This window comes from Pseudomonas sp. PA27(2017), from assembly GCF_001945445.1.
GTDB lineage: Bacteria > Pseudomonadota > Gammaproteobacteria > Pseudomonadales > Pseudomonadaceae > Aquipseudomonas.
On the sequence record NZ_MSXW01000011.1, the window covers coordinates 57,894 to 72,711 of the forward strand.

At 61.6% G+C, this 14,818-nt stretch carries 17 protein-coding genes; 6 read left to right on the forward strand and 11 right to left on the reverse strand.

The features are described from left to right. Positions 1 to 117 precede the first annotated feature (117 nt). Positions 118 to 798 (forward strand): EcsC family protein, encoded by a 681-nt coding sequence (locus BVH06_RS04975; RefSeq protein WP_075933407.1) that lies wholly within the window; start codon positions 118 to 120, stop codon positions 796 to 798. A gap of 343 nt (positions 799 to 1,141) precedes the next feature. Here the strand turns inward: BVH06_RS04975 and BVH06_RS25290 are convergent, their stop codons facing one another. The 3 genes from BVH06_RS25290 to BVH06_RS04985 form a co-directional block, all read right to left on the reverse strand. Beyond that, on the reverse strand, positions 1,142 to 1,408 hold the full coding sequence (locus tag BVH06_RS25290) for a hypothetical protein (protein ID WP_139315576.1): 267 nt from the start codon (positions 1,406 to 1,408) through the stop codon (positions 1,142 to 1,144). Positions 1,409 to 1,411: 3 nt separating this feature from the next. Beyond that, positions 1,412 to 2,530, reverse strand: coding sequence for a hypothetical protein (locus BVH06_RS04980; RefSeq protein ID WP_075933408.1), 1,119 nt, complete (start codon positions 2,528 to 2,530; stop codon positions 1,412 to 1,414). 559 nt (positions 2,531 to 3,089) lie between these two features. After that, on the reverse strand, positions 3,090 to 3,857 hold the full coding sequence (locus BVH06_RS04985) for a hypothetical protein (protein ID WP_139315577.1): 768 nt from the start codon (positions 3,855 to 3,857) through the stop codon (positions 3,090 to 3,092). A 109-nt stretch (positions 3,858 to 3,966) separates the two neighbouring features. On the opposite strand from BVH06_RS04985, the gene BVH06_RS04990 reads away from it, so the two are divergent. Beyond that, entirely contained in the window at positions 3,967 to 5,397 is a 1,431-nt protein-coding gene (locus BVH06_RS04990; protein ID WP_075933410.1) for an IS1182 family transposase, read from the forward strand. Between the two features lie 236 nt (positions 5,398 to 5,633). Here the strand turns inward: BVH06_RS04990 and rbsD are convergent, their stop codons facing one another. From rbsD to BVH06_RS05020, 6 genes are read right to left on the reverse strand one after another with little or no spacing between them, the layout of a single operon-like run. Next, positions 5,634 to 6,038, reverse strand: coding sequence for a D-ribose pyranase (gene rbsD, locus BVH06_RS04995; RefSeq protein WP_075933411.1), 405 nt, complete (start codon positions 6,036 to 6,038; stop codon positions 5,634 to 5,636). Continuing rightward, positions 6,035 to 6,943, reverse strand: coding sequence for a ribokinase (gene rbsK / locus BVH06_RS05000; RefSeq protein ID WP_075933412.1), 909 nt, complete (start codon positions 6,941 to 6,943; stop codon positions 6,035 to 6,037). The genes rbsD and rbsK overlap by 4 nt, the downstream gene beginning before the upstream one ends. 49 nt (positions 6,944 to 6,992) lie before the next feature. Continuing rightward, positions 6,993 to 7,991: a LacI family DNA-binding transcriptional regulator gene (locus BVH06_RS05005; protein ID WP_075933413.1), complete on the reverse strand. Its 999-nt coding sequence runs from the start codon at positions 7,989 to 7,991 to the stop codon at positions 6,993 to 6,995. Positions 7,992 to 7,997: 6 nt separating this feature from the next. Then, positions 7,998 to 8,978 carry an ABC transporter permease gene (locus BVH06_RS05010; RefSeq protein WP_075931898.1) on the reverse strand — a complete coding sequence of 327 codons (981 nt, stop codon included), beginning with the start codon at positions 8,976 to 8,978 and terminating at the stop codon, positions 7,998 to 8,000. Continuing rightward, positions 8,975 to 10,543 (reverse strand): sugar ABC transporter ATP-binding protein, encoded by a 1,569-nt coding sequence (locus BVH06_RS05015; protein WP_075933414.1) that lies wholly within the window; start codon positions 10,541 to 10,543, stop codon positions 8,975 to 8,977. The genes BVH06_RS05010 and BVH06_RS05015 overlap by 4 nt, the downstream gene beginning before the upstream one ends. Continuing rightward, complete coding sequence (locus BVH06_RS05020; protein WP_075933415.1) at positions 10,540 to 11,496, reverse strand: sugar ABC transporter substrate-binding protein; 957 nt, start codon at positions 11,494 to 11,496, stop codon at positions 10,540 to 10,542. The genes BVH06_RS05015 and BVH06_RS05020 overlap by 4 nt, the downstream gene beginning before the upstream one ends. A 257-nt stretch (positions 11,497 to 11,753) precedes the next feature. Here BVH06_RS05020 and BVH06_RS05025 point away from each other — a divergent pair, with 257 nt between their 5' ends. The 3 genes from BVH06_RS05025 to BVH06_RS05035 all read left to right on the forward strand — a co-directional run bounded on the left by BVH06_RS05025 (position 11,754) and on the right by BVH06_RS05035 (position 13,005). Beyond that, positions 11,754 to 12,164 (forward strand): hypothetical protein, encoded by a 411-nt coding sequence (locus tag BVH06_RS05025; RefSeq protein WP_075933416.1) that lies wholly within the window; start codon positions 11,754 to 11,756, stop codon positions 12,162 to 12,164. A 69-nt stretch (positions 12,165 to 12,233) separates the two neighbouring features. Beyond that, positions 12,234 to 12,689 (forward strand): DUF2846 domain-containing protein, encoded by a 456-nt coding sequence (locus tag BVH06_RS05030; RefSeq protein WP_139315578.1) that lies wholly within the window; start codon positions 12,234 to 12,236, stop codon positions 12,687 to 12,689. A gap of 61 nt (positions 12,690 to 12,750) precedes the next feature. Beyond that, positions 12,751 to 13,005 carry a hypothetical protein gene (locus BVH06_RS05035; RefSeq protein ID WP_075932117.1) on the forward strand — a complete coding sequence of 85 codons (255 nt, stop codon included), beginning with the start codon at positions 12,751 to 12,753 and terminating at the stop codon, positions 13,003 to 13,005. A 13-nt stretch (positions 13,006 to 13,018) separates the two neighbouring features. Here the strand turns inward: BVH06_RS05035 and BVH06_RS05040 are convergent, their stop codons facing one another. Next, positions 13,019 to 13,420: a hypothetical protein gene (locus BVH06_RS05040; protein ID WP_075933417.1), complete on the reverse strand. Its 402-nt coding sequence runs from the start codon at positions 13,418 to 13,420 to the stop codon at positions 13,019 to 13,021. Next, positions 13,417 to 14,295 (reverse strand): pyridoxal kinase PdxY, encoded by an 879-nt coding sequence (pdxY, locus tag BVH06_RS05045; RefSeq protein ID WP_075933418.1) that lies wholly within the window; start codon positions 14,293 to 14,295, stop codon positions 13,417 to 13,419. Before pdxY ends, BVH06_RS05040 begins: the two co-directional genes overlap by 4 nt. Before the next feature lie 92 nt (positions 14,296 to 14,387). Between pdxY and BVH06_RS05050 the strand changes: the two genes are divergently transcribed. Next, positions 14,388 to 14,813, forward strand: coding sequence for a hypothetical protein (locus tag BVH06_RS05050; protein WP_075933419.1), 426 nt, complete (start codon positions 14,388 to 14,390; stop codon positions 14,811 to 14,813). Positions 14,814 to 14,818: the final 5 nt, after the last annotated feature.

Genomic DNA, 14,818 nt, shown 5'->3' on the forward strand with positions numbered 1-14,818 from the left:
CCCCCTTCGCGACGCATAGTTATTGGTTTAGTGTTATTTTGATATCATCCGTGCGACATTCACGTCAGCGCTCAGACTGGAAAACCGTTGATAAATATTTCTCGAAAGGAATTCGACATGACAACAGGAAAAGATGAAGGCAGCTCCTCATTGATGAAAATGGTGGAAGCTATCGCCATTAGCCCGCAGGATGCCCGTGAGCTCGTTACCCAGTATGAAAGTCAGGCACGCAACTCGTCGCCGTCCGCTACGGAAGAAAAGATTCAAGATGCAGTTGTCGAAAAAATAATCAGCCGCTATTCAAAGCTGGCTGCGACATCTGGCGCAGCCACCGCTCTTCCGGGTGTCATTCCCGGTATAGGTACTGCAGTGGGTGCTGTTGGTGGAGGACTGACAGATATCTCGGTGTGCATGAAGCTGCAGATTGACATGACGATGTGCCTGGCTGTAGCCATCAACGGCAAGATGTCCAACGAAGATGCCAAGCACATGTCGTACATCATCGCGTTGTACGGCTCTTTGGAACAGATGGGGTCTTCCAGCGCAACAAAATTAGCCAGCAAGGCCGGCGTGCGTATGGTGCATCAATATTTGAAGGGGCCGACGCTTCAGATCATCAAGGAATTGTTCGCAAAAGTCGGCATCTCGTTCACTCAAAAAGCCGCAGCAAAAGTGATTCCGTTCGGAATCGGAGTCATCGTCGGCGGAACTGCGAATTACGCGCTGACCACCTACGTAGGCAAAACTGCTCGCGACACTTTCCGCGTGAGTCTGAAAGAAGAAGCGACTGCGGAGTAACTACTAGCGCTAACTGGGCCACGCGAATGGTCGATCGAGTTCTCGGTTGGCCGCTTCTGGCCGACTCCTGCCTGTCGAGGGAGCAAAGCGTGCTGGTCAATCCCAATGGATATAAACGGCTGTCCAGTCGCTGCAACTTTCAAACCCAGCGACATAATCCTTTTAGCCTCTACACGACACCCGCTTTATCGTCGGTCTCATAGGCGCCACCAGCAACACACTGCGCTTGGGTGTACACGCCAGCAACGCCGTGACGCCAAGTAAGGCTTATGCTTTCTGCAGGCGCTCTGGCAGCAGCAGGCCTTCTGCGGCATTGAAATCGCCCGCCAGTATCAGGGTGTGCTCATGCTCGGCGACAGGCACCCAATCCAGCTGGCTCAGACGCTGGCGTAACGCCGCCAGCAGACTGATGAAAGTCTGCCCGCTGCGCGACATCCACCTCACTGGCCGACACATACGCCACGGTTTCGCGCAGGTCGATGGCATACTTCAGCAACGGCGCCTGGGCAGGCGATACCGACACAGACAACGGCGAAAGAAGCAAACCATGCTCATTGGCCTGCTCTTGCCAGCTGGCGGCTTTCAACAACGACGTGACGACGCTGGACATCCCTCAACCCCGACGATGAGGTGACGAATAGGGCTTTTTCCAGGTGAAGCACTGAATATCGCCGGCAGGCTGGTGGTAGACCACCCAGTCGCCACTCACCTCGATGGTATTGGCAATGGTCCCCGCCGATGCCTGCCAAACCTCCTCGCCGGTGTACTTGTCCCAGGCGCGAGGTCGGCGCTCCTCCAGACCGAACACCAGGTCGCCATCGGTATTCGCGGCGAGTATTTCATCGTTGCTTTTGCGTGCCCAAAGCTGGGCCCCATCAACCGTGGACAAGCAGAGTACGAAGCCGCTGCTGTTGACGTTACTCAAGAGGGCGGTGCCGCCATGGGCGCTGATGTAGCGCGGAAATGCCTGATTTTTGTACTTCATGCCAGCCACCAGCGTTTGCATGAACGCGGTATTGAAGTAAGCAAACTCGCCGACGAGGGTGAAAGAGGTCAAATCAATGACCAGTACATGATCACCTGCTAGCACGTAAAGCGTGTCACCGTCACGCGAAGTCGGAGCCAGGGTAACGCCAGGCGCAAACTCGAAACAGCCCAGAGGAATTTCGAGCTTTACGGTTTTTTCTGTGAGTGAGTACACACAGAAAACCGGAGCAGACAGTCGTACTCCGTAAATCAGGCCGTCAGCGGCCGGCATGAAATACTGGATATCGATGTCAACATGATCGACCATCTTGCCGTTCTCGACGATATCCAGGCCACGGCTGTAGTCATTCCAGCCAAAAGCGCGGTAAATCCGTTTGCCGTCGTAGGCAAAGCGGCCGTCGGTTGCCCATTCAGGGTTGGCGACCGATTCATGTTCGCTGTAACGCGGCTGCCAGTCAGCCACATCGATCAGCTCGGGGGATTCCCCATAGACATACAGCAAGCCACTTTCCAGAAACATCGGCCGCCAGCGTGGCTCCGCCTTGCGTCTCAGACGTGCCGGCACATTGTCCTCCAGGCCGTTGTACCGAGGCAGGTCAAAAGCCTTGAAGTAACGCTCACCCTCGGTGTCTTTACTGCTGTACAGCACATACAGTTGATCACCACCAATAGCGGTGGACACCACACCGTTGAATTTCTGCGCAAAGCGAAAGGTCGCTTTTTTTGCGGGGATACCTACTGCCATTTTATTTGCCCTTAGTCGTCGACGGGTCAATTACCTCGGAAAGCACTTTAAAGGAAATATCTTTCTTGCAATCAAAACCCGCGCTCGGGAACGGCTTGATCGCCTGCAGGCAAGCCTCAATAACCCACGTCTTGCGCTAGTTAACCTTAGCCGGTGTTTCGAACGCATCCTTCATCCACTCAGCTGTAGATAGACATTCGTCATCTAGGGCAAGCTGATGTGGCAGGTAATTATTAGCTTCGTGAATCTAGCTGAAAAAGGGCAGCGATCCGTCCGACAACAAATGGAATTGACCGCCCTTACAAGGTACAGAGCATACTGCGAGCAAAACGGGGGCTGCGGCTAGCATTGACCGCTATAGGCCAACCCCGACCCGCTGGCCACAGGCGGAAACCGGCCTATTGGCGACCGGCAGCTGTTGGCGGCGGATTCAACCGGTCGGCGCAACGCATTGGCCAAGTCGTTGAGGTGCTGGATCAAGGCCCAAACCTTTAGCCGTTTAAAGAGACACGTCCCCATGGCTTGGAAATGTCGCCCTCAAACTACCAATGCCTTTCACTCATTCATCCGCTGCACCTAGCAAGGCCAATATCCTGCCCATTGTCCCGAGCAATTTGACGTTGCTTTTGTACTCGTTCACCCATTGCGCCAGCGCGATGACTGTTGGGTATGACTCACCCACAAAATAGCCCGTACTGGCCCCAGCGCTGAGCAATGCTTCGACAGCCAGGTCGGCGCCGTGGAGCACCGCCAAACTGAGTGGTCGCCGGCCGGATGCACTTGCTGCATTTACATCCTTCGACTGAGCGATCAGCTTGGGCACATAGCGATTGTTCAGCGTCGAAATCAGGTGCAGCAAGCTCTCCCCGTTGCCAATTGGGGCATCGATATCCACGCCATCAGAAACCGCCGTGAAGAATTCATCGGACTCTGTACACACAGAATGATCATGTAGTGCTAGCACACGAACGACAGGCATGTAGGCCACATTATCGGAGCGAACACGGGCGCCTTTCTCAATCAAATACATGATTGCCTTATGGCACTCCACGCCCCAACTGCTGGCCAAGGTGAAATCCGTAACATCGCCGTCGCGCGAGGCGTACTTGGTGTTGATGTACAGGGGCATGCCCTTGGCCAACAACACATCCATCATGGCAACGTTGTTTTGAGAGGCAGCAATGGCGAGCGGATAATCAGGGCAGGACCACAATACCGAAGGATCGGCAAGCAGGGCGAGTTCCTGCTCGAGCATGGGAATATCCCCAGCGAGACAGGCATCCGAAATTTTTCGATGAAGTGCTTTCATTTCACCTGAGTGTTTCATTTTTTCCCCTGTAGTACGGTGTGCAGGTCTGCTGCTGGCCCAGAATGTGTAAAAACACCTGGACATACCCTTGCTATGATTTCTGAGAATTTCATCGCAAGGGAAACCCATGAAACGGTTTATCCAGGGTGAACACCGAGGTCAAAGCACCTTGCTTCCCGAGAGCCTCGACGACTACGTCAGCGATACCAATCCGGTGCGCGTGGTCGATGTCTTCGTCGATGAACTCGACCTGGCCACGCTGGGTTTCGATGGCGTCATTCCTGCCGAAACCGGCAGACCCGCGTATCACCCTGCGATCCTGCTGAAGATTTATATCTACGGCTATCTCAATCGCATCCAATCGAGCCGGCGTCTTGAGCGCGAAGCCCAACGCAATGTCGAGCTAATGTGGTTAACCGGGCGCCTGATGCCCGACTTCAAAACGATCGCCAACTTCCGAAAAGACAACAGCAAAGCCATTCGCGGCGTGTGCCGCCAGTTCGTTGTGCTGTGCCAGCGGTTGGGGTTGTTTAGCGAAAACCTGGTGGCCATCGACGGGAGCAAATTCAAGGCAGTGAACAACCGCGACCGCAATTTCACCAGCGCCAAACTGAAGCGGCGAATGGAAGAAATTGAGTCGAGCATCAACCGTTACCTGACCTCCCTTGATGCAGCTGATCGGCAAGTGCGTAGCGCCGCTGAGCCAGACGCTACACATCTGGAAGAGAAAATTGCCAAGCTCAAAGCTCAGATGAAAGAGCTTCAGGTGATCGAATCTCAGCTCAACGACTCTCCAGACAAACAGGTTTCACTGACCGACCCCGATGCCCGCTCGATGATGACGCGTGGCAATGGCATCGTCGGCTACAACGTACAGACGGCGGTCGATACCCAGCACCATTTAATCGTTGCTCACGAGGCCACGAACGTTGGCTCTGACCGAGACCAACTCAGCTCGATGGCGAAGCAGGCTCGGGAAGCCATTGGTTCAGAAACGCTGTCGGTAGTGGCTGATCGAGGCTACTTTAAAAGCGAAGAAATCCTGGCCTGCCGAGATGCAAAAATTACTGTCTATGTGCCCAAGCCGATGACTTCAGGAGCTAAAGCGGACGGGCGTTTCAACAAAGATGCCTTCGTTTTTAACGCAGCTAAAAATGAATATGTTTGCCCAGCTGGTGAGGCACTGATTTGGCGTTTCTCCAGCGTCGAGAAAGGCCTGAACATGCACTGCTACTGGAGTTCGAACTGCCAGAGCTGCGCCCTGAAAACTCAGTGTACGCCGAGCAAGCAGCGACGAGTGCGGCGTTGGGAGCATGAAGTCGTACTAGACGAAATGCAGATCCGGCTGAACCATGCGCCGGACATGATGCGAGTCCGAAAGCGCACTGTTGAGCATCCCTTCGGGACGCTCAAACAATGGATGGGAGCCACGCATTTCCTCACACGTAGGCTGGCCGGTGTCAGCGCGGAGATGAGTCTGAATGTGCTCGCCTACAACATGAAGCGGGTCATGAGAATCATCGGTACCGAAGGCTTGTTGAAGGCAATGGCGGCGTAAAAGCCCGGCTTTTGCTGCTCTAGATGGAGCTAAAGCGCTTCATAAGCGCCCTGGGGCGTTACCGGTGCTGATCGTGGCAAATGCCTGGGCAATCGACTCGCCCAACTGCGCTGGGCTGAGGTATCCACGATACAAAAGTGTTTTTACACACTCTGGGCCGGTAGCTGCCCGTGTCAGTAGCCGCAATTGCCTTGAAGCGGCCACGTGACGCATTCAAAAACATCCTGAAAAGCCTCCTAGAAAGTCACGCCAGCGATCAACGCAATATTGCTGTAAGGCCGGCATTCCCCGGTACGGATCTGCACGCGAGCCTTGGCACAAGCGGCCTTGAGTTCGTCGTGGCTGACCAGTTGCCGTTCGCCCAACTCCCCGGCTGCGGTCATCGCTTCGATGGCCTCGAGCGCCAGGGGCGCGACTTCCAGGGTTTCCCGGGCCAGCAGATGGCCCTGCACCTGCATCTCGCTGAGCACCACCTTCAGGGTGGTGACGAAATCCGGCACGCCGGCGGTCAGCGCCAGGTCGATGCATGGTGTGCCAGGCGGTATCGGCATGCCGGCGTCACCGATGACGATCACGTCGCCATGGCCAAGGCGGGCGATGGCGGCGGAGAGTTCGGCGTTGAGCAGCGGGGTCTTTTTCATGCGGGCAACTCGTGGCGATGGGGAATCGAAGGTTGGGCGCCCGGCCGGGTAACGGCCAGGGCGGCGGCCTGTTGGCCCAGGGCGATGGCCTCTTCGAGCGGCAGGCCCTCGGCCAGGCCGGCAGCGAAGCCGCCAACGAAGGTGTCACCGGCGGCGGTGGTGTCCACCGCCACCACCGGCTCGACCGGCAGATGCAGATGCCGGGTGGCGTCGGCGTACAGCACGCCCTGGCGACCCAGGGTGATCAGCACTCGCCGGGCGCCTGCCGCGAGTAATTGCCGGGCGGCCAGCAGCGCCGTGTCAGGGCCTTCGACCGGCAGCCCGGTCAGCAAGGCGGCCTCGCTTTCGTTGGGGATCAGGTAGTCGACCAGGCCGTACCAGTGCGCGGGCAAGGGGCCGATGGCCGGCGCCGGGTTGAGGATCACCGTGCGGCCCAGGGCATGGGCGCGCGCCAAGGTGGCCTCGACCGTGGCGGCCGGCACCTCCAGTTGCGCGATCACCACGTCGGCCGCTGCCAGCAGGGCATCGTGATGCGCGACGCGCTCGGGGCTCATCTCGCCGTTGCCGCCAGCGACGATGACGATGGCGTTCTGGCCAGCATCGTCGACCAGGATCGACGCAATGCCGCTGGGCACACCGGCGGCCACCTCCACGGCGCTGCAGTCGATGCCTTCGGCCAGCAGGCCGCCGCGCAGTTCGCTGCCGTAGGCGTCATCGCCCACGCAGCCGACCATCGCCACCCGTGCGCCGAGGCGCGCCGCGGCAACTGCCTGGTTGGCGCCCTTGCCGCCCGGCGCCGTGGAGAAATCCTGGCCGGCCAGGGTTTCGCCGCCAACCGGCAGGCGCGGCGCCCGCACGATCAGGTCCATGTTCAGGCTGCCCATCACAACTACGTTCGCTTGCATTGCAGGTGTTCCTCTCCATCGACCGCAAGGCGCCGGGCCTTGCGGTGAATCATGCGTCGGGTGCGGCGCTGGATTCGCGCAGCACCAGAATGGGTTCGATCAGCCGCTGGGCGACGGCCAGGCCGGGCGTGCGGATACGCTCCAGCAGCCGCTCGGCCACCTGCTCGCCCAGCGCGCCGATGCACTGGCCGACGGTGGTCAGTGCCGGGTGCAGGTAGCGGCTCACTTCGATGTCGTCGAAGCCCACCACCGATAGCTGCTGCGGCACCTGCAACTGACGCTCAGCGGCGGCGCGCAGCACGCCCAGGGCGATCATGTCGTTACCGGCGAAGATCGCCGTGGGCCGCTGCTCGCCTGCCAGCAGCGCCTGGGCGGCGGCATGCCCGGCCGGGCTGGTGAACGGGCAGTCCGCCACCGCCCGGGCTGCGATACCCGCCTCGTCCAGCGCGCGGCGGTAGCCGGCGGCACGTAACTGGGCCACCTGGGTACTGGCCGGGCCGCCGATGCAGGCGATGCGTCGATGGCCCAACTCCAGCAGGTGACGGGTGGCCAGGTAGGCGCCCTGCTCGTGGTCGACCCGCAACTGGTCGGCGCTGACGCCTTCCAGGGAACGGTCGACCAGCACCAGCGGCACCCGCAGGTTGGCCAGGGCTTCGGCAAAGGCCGCGTCACTGGCCACGGTGGCGACGATCAGCCCGTCGATGCGCCGCTCCAGCAACACGCGCAAGTAGCGCAGCTGCTTGTCGGTGTCGTCGTCGGAATTGCACAGGATCACGCTGTAACCGTTGCGCTCGGCGTGGTCCTCGATGCCGCGGGCCAACTCGGCGAAATACGGGTTGCTGGCGTTGGGCACCAACAGGCCCAGGGTGCCGGTGGCGCGCACCCGCAGCGAGCGCGCCACGCCGCTGGGTACGTAGCCCAGTTCGGCGATGGCGGCCTCAACCTTGCTGCGCACCGGGTCGCTGACCGGGCGGGTGCCGTTCACCACGTGGGACACCGTGGTGTAGGAAATGCCCGCCCGGGCGGCGACGTCCTTGATGGTGGCCATGAGCGGTCAGGCCCGGCGCTTGGCGCGGTAGCTGCGGTAGGTGTCGAGAATCACCGCGACGACGATCACCGCACCGGTGATGATGCGCTTGGTCGGCTCGCTGGCGCCGATCTGCGCCAGCCCCGCGGCCAGCACCGAGATGATCAGCACGCCGAAGAAGGTGCTGATCACCGAGCCGCGCCCGCCCATCAGGCTGGTACCACCGATCACCACGGCGGCGATCACTTGCAGCTCCAGGCCAGAACCAGCGTTGGGGTCGGCAGCTTCCAGGCGGGAAATCTGGAACAGCGCGGCCAGGCCGGCGAGCAGCCCCATCAGGGCGAACACCGAGATCTTGTATGGCTTGGGGTTGATGCCGGCCAAACGTACCGCTTCCTCGTTGGTGCCGATGGCCACCAGATAACGGCCGAACACCGTGCGGGTGAGCAGCAGGTGCGCGGCAGCGATCACCAGCAGGGCGATCACGAACGATGGCGAGATGCCCGCAGCGAACGGCGTCGACAGCCAGGCATAGGCGTCGCCGATATAGGCGGTGCGCGAGTCGGTGAGCTGATAGGCCAGGCCGCGGGCCATTTCCAGCACGCCGAGGGAGACGATGAACGAGGGAATGCCCCAGGCCACGGTGATGATCCCGGTCACGCTGCCGGCCAATGCGGCGCAGGCCATGCCCAGTAACGCGGCAGGCAGGATGCCCCAGCCGAAACCGAGGGTGGCGACGCTGACCACGGCAGCCGCCAGGGCCAGTACCGAGCCCACCGACAAGTCGATGCCGCCGATGATCAGGATCAGCGTCATGCCCACCGCCAGCACCATCAGATCGGGAATCTGGTTGGCCAGGGTGGTGAACGTCGCGTAGGACAGGAAGTGGCTGCTCAGGCTAGAGAACAGCACGATCATCGCCAGCAGTGCACCGGCCAGGCCCAGGTAAGTGCCCAGGCCCTGATGCGTGCCGCTGCGCTTGGCCGGCGTGGCGGATGGAGTGGTCATTGGGAAAGCTCCTGTAACGGGGGGGCGACGTCGCCGAGCAAGGCCTCGCGGCTGCGGTAGCCGGCGAAGGCGGCAGCCAGCAGACGGTCCTGGGTCCAGTCATCGCTGTCGAAGGTTTCGATCAGGCGGCCAGCGGACAGCACACCGATGCGGTCGCAGATCAGCATCAGTTCGCGCAGGTCGCTGGACACCACCACCAGGGCCTTGCCCTGGCGCGCCAGCTCACCGAGCAGGCCGTAGATTTCGAATTTGGCGCCCACGTCGATGCCGCGGGTCGGCTCGTCGAAGAGCAGCACCTGGCAGTCACGCTCCAGCCAGCGGCCGATCACCACTTTCTGCTGGTTGCCGCCAGACAGCTCGACCACCGCCTGGTGGGCGCCGTTGCAGCGAATGCGCATGGCGTCGATCTGCCGCTGCGCCAAAGCCTGCTCCGCCGCTGGGCGCATCACGCCGTGCCTGGAAACGGCCGGCATGTTGCCCAGCGCCAGGTTGGCGGCAATCGGCTGGCCGAGCAGCAGGCCTTCGCCCTTGCGGTCTTCGGTGATCAGCGCGATGCCATGGCGCACCGCTTCGGCGGGCGAACGCACCTGCACCGGCACCGGCGGATTGCCGATGGCCACCTGGCCACTGTCGGCGCGGTCGGCGCCGTAGATCAGCCGCAGCAACTCGGTACGGCCCGCGCCGATCAGCCCGGAAATGCCGTAGATTTCCCCGGCCCGCACGCTGAACGACACGTCGTCGACCTTGCCGCGCCGGCACAGCTTGCTGACCTGCAACAACGGTGCGCCAATCTTTCGCTCGCCCAGGTCGATGGCTTCGCCGACCTCACGGCCGACCATCAGGGTGACCAGCTCGTCGCTGCTGTAGCGGTCGATGGGCTCAACCGCCACCAGTTGGCCGTCGCGCAGCACGGCGATGCGCTGCGCCACTTTCGTCAGTTCTTCCAGGCGGTGGGAGATGTACACGATGGCCACACCGGCCTCGCGCAGGCGCTGGATCTGCTCGAACAGCAGATCGACCTCGCGGGCGGTGAGCATGGCGGTCGGCTCGTCGAGCACCAACACGCGGCACTCGCCGATCAGGTTGCGGGCGATCTCGACCATCTGCTGATGACCGACGCCCAACGATGCCACCGGCGTGTCCGGGTCGATGGCCTCCAGGCCGACCCGCGCCATGGCTTCGCGCGCCATTTCGCGCAGGCGGCCACGGGCAATCCAGCCGCCGCGGCTGGGCAGGTTGTCGAGAAACAGATTCTCGGCCACGGTCAGGGTGGGCAGCAGGTTGAGCTCCTGCAGCACCATGCGCACGCCGAGGCGTTCGGCGTCGCGGCGGCTGGCCGGTGCATAGGGCTGGCCGAGAAAGCTCAGGGAGCCCGTGGTCGGTTGCTCCAGCCCACAGAAAATCTTCGAGAGGGTACTTTTGCCGGCGCCGTTCTCGCCGGTCAGCGCCAGCACTTCACCGGCGCGCAGCTCCAGCTCGACCCCGCCCAGCACAGGCTGGACGTAGGTCTTGCCGATATCGCGGGCGGCGAGAACGGTCTCGCCGCCGGTTACCGCATGGGTCACGGCTTGGTCACGAGTTCGACGGGGGTTTCGATCACACCGTCCTTGGCATCGGTGGGCTCACCCTTGACCAGCTTGAGCGCCGCTTCGATGCCGAACACCGCCTGGCGCGCCGCGAACTGGTCGGCGGTGGCGAGCACGCGGCCGTCCTTGAGCATCGGCTTGATGGCGTTGATGTTGTCATAACCGACCACCTGCACCTGGTCCTTCTTGCCAGCGGCACGCACGGCGGACACCGCGCCGAGGGCCATGCTGTCGTTGCCGGCCAGCAGCGCCTTGAGGTTCGGGTACTCGTTGAGCATGGCCGAGGCCACGGCGTTGCCGCGGTCGATCTCCCAGTTGCCGGACTGCACGCCGACGATCTTCATGCCAGCGGCTTCCATGGCGTCCTTGAAGCCCGCGGTGCGCTGCTGGGCGTTGGTGGTGGTGGACACGCCTTCGATGATGCCGACTTCGTCACCGGCCTTGAGCTTTTCCTTGGCCAGGTATTCACCGACCAGGCGCGCGCCCTTGCGGTTGTCCGGGCCTACGAACGGCACGTCCAGACCCTTGCTCTTGACCACTTCCGGATCGAGACGGTTGTCGATGTTGACAACCTTGATGCCGGCATCGCTGGCCTTCTTGATCACCGGCACCAGCGCCTTGGAATCGGCGGGCGCGATCACCAGGGCATCGACCTTGGCGACGATCATCTGCTCGACGATGCGGATTTGCGCGGAGGTATCGGTTTCATCCTTGATGCCGTTGGCGACCAGTTCAAACTGGTCAGGGTGTTCTTTCTGGTAAGCCTTGGCGCCGTCTTCCATGGTGCGGAAGAACTCGTTGGCGAGGGATTTCATCACCAGCGCGACGCGCGGCGGCTCGCCTTCGGCGGCATGGGCACTGGAGAAACTGACGAGGGCTGCGGCACCAAGGGCGATGGCGGCGCACAGACGGGCAGGACGGAAACCGGACATGGGCGAACTCCGTGGTTATTGTCGTTGTTATCGATACGCAAACGTTTGCGTGCCCACAAAATTATGAAATGGGCCGCTCATTGTCAAATTTTCAAGCAGCATCGATACGATTTGAATGCCGTTGCACTATGGAGCTTCGAGTAACCGCCAAGCTGGTTTCACCGGCGAACTTTTCGCTACCATAGTCATCAATTCATGCCGCCATGTTTGGCATGGACGGACGCCCCATGGATGAATCTCGAACAAGGAATGTCATCATGCTCAAAACCTTTCTTCTGAGCGGCAGCCTCGCGGCTCTGCTTGCCGGCTGCTCCAGCCACGCCACCCAACCTCTGGATCAGCGCCTGCTCGGCGAATGGCAAGGCATGCGCGACAAGAACGGTCCGTGCCAGTTTTTCGCCTGGAACTCCAGCTTTCGCCCTGACGGGCGCTTCGAGATCAGCTTCTTTGCCGATGAACAAAGAACGCGTCTGATCCAGACCGAACGCGGAAGCTGGTCGGCCCACGACGGCCAGAACCACCTGACAACCGATGGCGTGAAGACCACCGAGGTGTACGACTATCGCTTCATCGATGCCGACAGCGTCGAGTACGTCAACACCAAGGCCGACCCGACCGCCGATTGCCAGGCGGACTACCGTTTTACCGAGCAACGCGTCGGCAGTTGAAACAGCCTGCCGCGCCTTCCCATGAACCTCTGGCTCGACAACCCCACCCCGAAAAAAACGACAAGGATGATGATCGTGTTGAAAAAACTGATGCTCGGCTCCGCGCTGCTCGCTTCTCTGGTTCTGGCCGGCTGCTCTTCCGTGCCCATGGCTCCGGCCGAGCAGGACGCATCCATGAAGCAGTTCAGCGCACCCGCAGCTGGCAAGGCAGGCCTGTACATTTACCGCAACAGCTTCGCGGGCAAGGCATTGAAGAAAAGCGTTTCGCTGGACGGCAAGGTACTTGGCGAAACTGCCAACAAGGTCTATTTCTACAAGGAAATCGCACCTGGCAAGCACGTGATCTCCACCGAATCTGAGTTCAGCGACAACGCCCTGACCTTCCAAGCCGAGGGCGGCAAGAACTACTTCGTTCGGCAGTACATCAAGATGGGCGTTTTCGTCGGCGGCGCGGGTGTCGAAATGGTCGACGAAACCGAGGGCATGCAGGGCGTACGTGACTCGAAGCTGGCCATTTCCCAGTAACCCCATGCGCGGGCGCTGCAGCTAATCGCACGGCGCCCGCCTCTGCTCGCGGATGAACATCATGAAGAACCTGATAGCATCGATGAGCGTCGGCGCCCTGCTCTGCGGCTGCATGACCCTTTCCGGCACTTATCAACTCTCGCTACAGGATGCCACTGGCAAGCCGCTGCCCCAGAACATCAGCATGACGGCCCAAGGGAGTGGCATCTACAGCGCGCGCAACGCGATGTGCTCGGTCCACCCGGATGCCACGGTCATCATCCGTGACGTCCAAAGTGGTGAAGAGCTCAAGAGTGAAAGCCCCTACAAGTGCTGAGACGCGGGGCGCATCACTCGATGCGAATGCGGTACTCGACGGCCCGGTGCTCCTGCTGGTTCGGGAAGGAGGAGAACTTCACCGAATCCTCACCCGGCTTTTCGCCCGCCAGGTAGACGAAACGGTCGACCTTGGCCACGTCGCCGTCGACCTGATACTCGCGTTTCCAGCGCCCCAGTTCGGGTGTGCTGTTACCCAGCTTCTCCACCGGCATCCACAGCTCGCGGCGCGTCCTGCGCCCTTCCTCGGTGAGATGGTCGAGGACCACGCAACGCTCACCCGGCCCGACTCGCACCGGTATCACCAGATTGCCGTGCACCTCATCGCGAAACGCAGCGCCGGTGTCCACTTCACAAGCCAGGCTCTGCGCACTGGCCAGCAGCAGCGCGGCTGCACACCAGGCACGACCACTCATTGGCATACCACTTCGCTGGCCGCATAACGCTGCGCCGGCTGGACGATCTGCTCCTGGGCGCTGACCAGCGGCAGGTCACGCGAGCCTTCGGCGGTGGCCCCGACCAGGGCGTACAGCGTGGCGGTGGCCAGTTCCAGGGCCTGGGGCAAAGCATGGCCGGACAGCAAACGCGCCAGCAGGGTAGCCGAGAACACGTCGCCCATGCCGTTGGGCAGTGGATGCAGCGCCAGGCGCGGCGTATTCACCAGCCAGGCGCCCTCGCCATTGACCGCCAGGGTGCACAGCTGGTCCGCGGGAATGTCCGGCGTGGCCAGGCTGGTGATCACCACCACGTCCGGCCCGCGACCGCGCGACTGACGCGCCACCCGCACCGCCTCGTCGACGCTGCCCAGCTTGCTGCCGGTGAGCAACTCGAACTCGAACTGGTTGGGGGTGATGATGTTGGCGCAAGGAATCGCCAGGTTACGCAGGAAATCGGGGATCGCCGCATTGACGAACACGCCACGCCCGACGTCGCCCATCACCGGGTCGCAGAGGTAGCGCACGCCGGGATTGTCGCGGCGGATCTCGTCCACCGCCTCGAGAATCACCGCGCCGATGGCCGCATCGCCCAGGTAACCGGACAACACCGCTGAAACCCGCGACAAGGCGCCGCGATCACGCAGGCCGGCGAGCACCTCGCGAATGTGCTCGGCATCGAACACCTGGCCGCGAAACTGGCCGTAGCCGGTGTGGTTGGAAAACTGCACCGTGTGCACCGGCAACACTTCGAAGCCCAGGCGCTGCAGCGGGAACACGGCGGCATCGTTGCCGACATGGCCGAGGGCAACGTGGGACTGGATGGATAGCACCAGAGGTGGGTGGGTAGCGCTCATGGGCGGGCGGGATCCTGTCATGGACGGCGCAAGGCCAGTGCCGGCATTATTCGCCAATCCCCCCTGAGATTCCATGGCAAACGGAGTGCCCAATGCCCTACCCCATCGACCCAGTCATCCAGGAACAACCCTCGGGTTGCGGCATCGCTGCCTGCGCGGTGCTGACTGAGGTCAGCTACAGCGAAAGCCGGCGTATCGCCAACGGGCTGGGCATTTACGCCGAGGACCAGGCGCTGTGGTCGGACACCGAGTACGTGACCCGACTGTTGCACGCCCAAGGGCTCGAGGCCCAAGCACCGGCGCCGTTTCCGGGCTGGGAGCGTTTGCCGGATCGCGCATTGCTGGCCATCCGCTGGCGCCTGGAAAAGGGCCGGCCGTTCTGGCATTGGGTGGTGTTCGCCCGCGACGGCGGGCAAGCTCGCGTGCTGGACTCCAAGCGCGCCCTGAAGCACAACGTGCGCACCGACTTCTGGCGCATGCAGCCCAAGTGGTTCATGGCCGTCACTATCGACAAGTAGAGAAA

Coding starts and splice junctions, on each gene's coding strand:
- BVH06_RS04980 (WP_075933408.1), bottom strand. CDS start 2,530: ATGGCAGTAGGTATCCCCGCAAAAAAAGCGACCTTTCGCTTTGCGCAG.
- BVH06_RS05020 (WP_075933415.1), bottom strand. CDS start 11,496: ATGTCCGGTTTCCGTCCTGCCCGTCTGTGCGCCGCCATCGCCCTTGGT.
- BVH06_RS05040 (WP_075933417.1), bottom strand. CDS start 13,420: ATGAGTGGTCGTGCCTGGTGTGCAGCCGCGCTGCTGCTGGCCAGTGCG.
- rbsD (WP_075933411.1), bottom strand. CDS start 6,038: ATGAAAAAGACCCCGCTGCTCAACGCCGAACTCTCCGCCGCCATCGCC.
- BVH06_RS25290 (WP_139315576.1), bottom strand. CDS start 1,408: ATGTCCAGCGTCGTCACGTCGTTGTTGAAAGCCGCCAGCTGGCAAGAG.
- pdxY (WP_075933418.1), bottom strand. CDS start 14,295: ATGAGCGCTACCCACCCACCTCTGGTGCTATCCATCCAGTCCCACGTT.
- BVH06_RS05030 (WP_139315578.1), top strand. CDS start 12,234: ATGATCGTGTTGAAAAAACTGATGCTCGGCTCCGCGCTGCTCGCTTCT.
- rbsK (WP_075933412.1), bottom strand. CDS start 6,943: ATGCAAGCGAACGTAGTTGTGATGGGCAGCCTGAACATGGACCTGATC.
- BVH06_RS05005 (WP_075933413.1), bottom strand. CDS start 7,991: ATGGCCACCATCAAGGACGTCGCCGCCCGGGCGGGCATTTCCTACACC.
- BVH06_RS05025 (WP_075933416.1), top strand. CDS start 11,754: ATGCTCAAAACCTTTCTTCTGAGCGGCAGCCTCGCGGCTCTGCTTGCC.
- BVH06_RS04990 (WP_075933410.1), top strand. CDS start 3,967: ATGAAACGGTTTATCCAGGGTGAACACCGAGGTCAAAGCACCTTGCTT.
- BVH06_RS05050 (WP_075933419.1), top strand. CDS start 14,388: ATGCCCTACCCCATCGACCCAGTCATCCAGGAACAACCCTCGGGTTGC.
- BVH06_RS04975 (WP_075933407.1), top strand. CDS start 118: ATGACAACAGGAAAAGATGAAGGCAGCTCCTCATTGATGAAAATGGTG.
- BVH06_RS05010 (WP_075931898.1), bottom strand. CDS start 8,978: ATGACCACTCCATCCGCCACGCCGGCCAAGCGCAGCGGCACGCATCAG.
- BVH06_RS04985 (WP_139315577.1), bottom strand. CDS start 3,857: ATGAAACACTCAGGTGAAATGAAAGCACTTCATCGAAAAATTTCGGAT.
- BVH06_RS05035 (WP_075932117.1), top strand. CDS start 12,751: ATGAAGAACCTGATAGCATCGATGAGCGTCGGCGCCCTGCTCTGCGGC.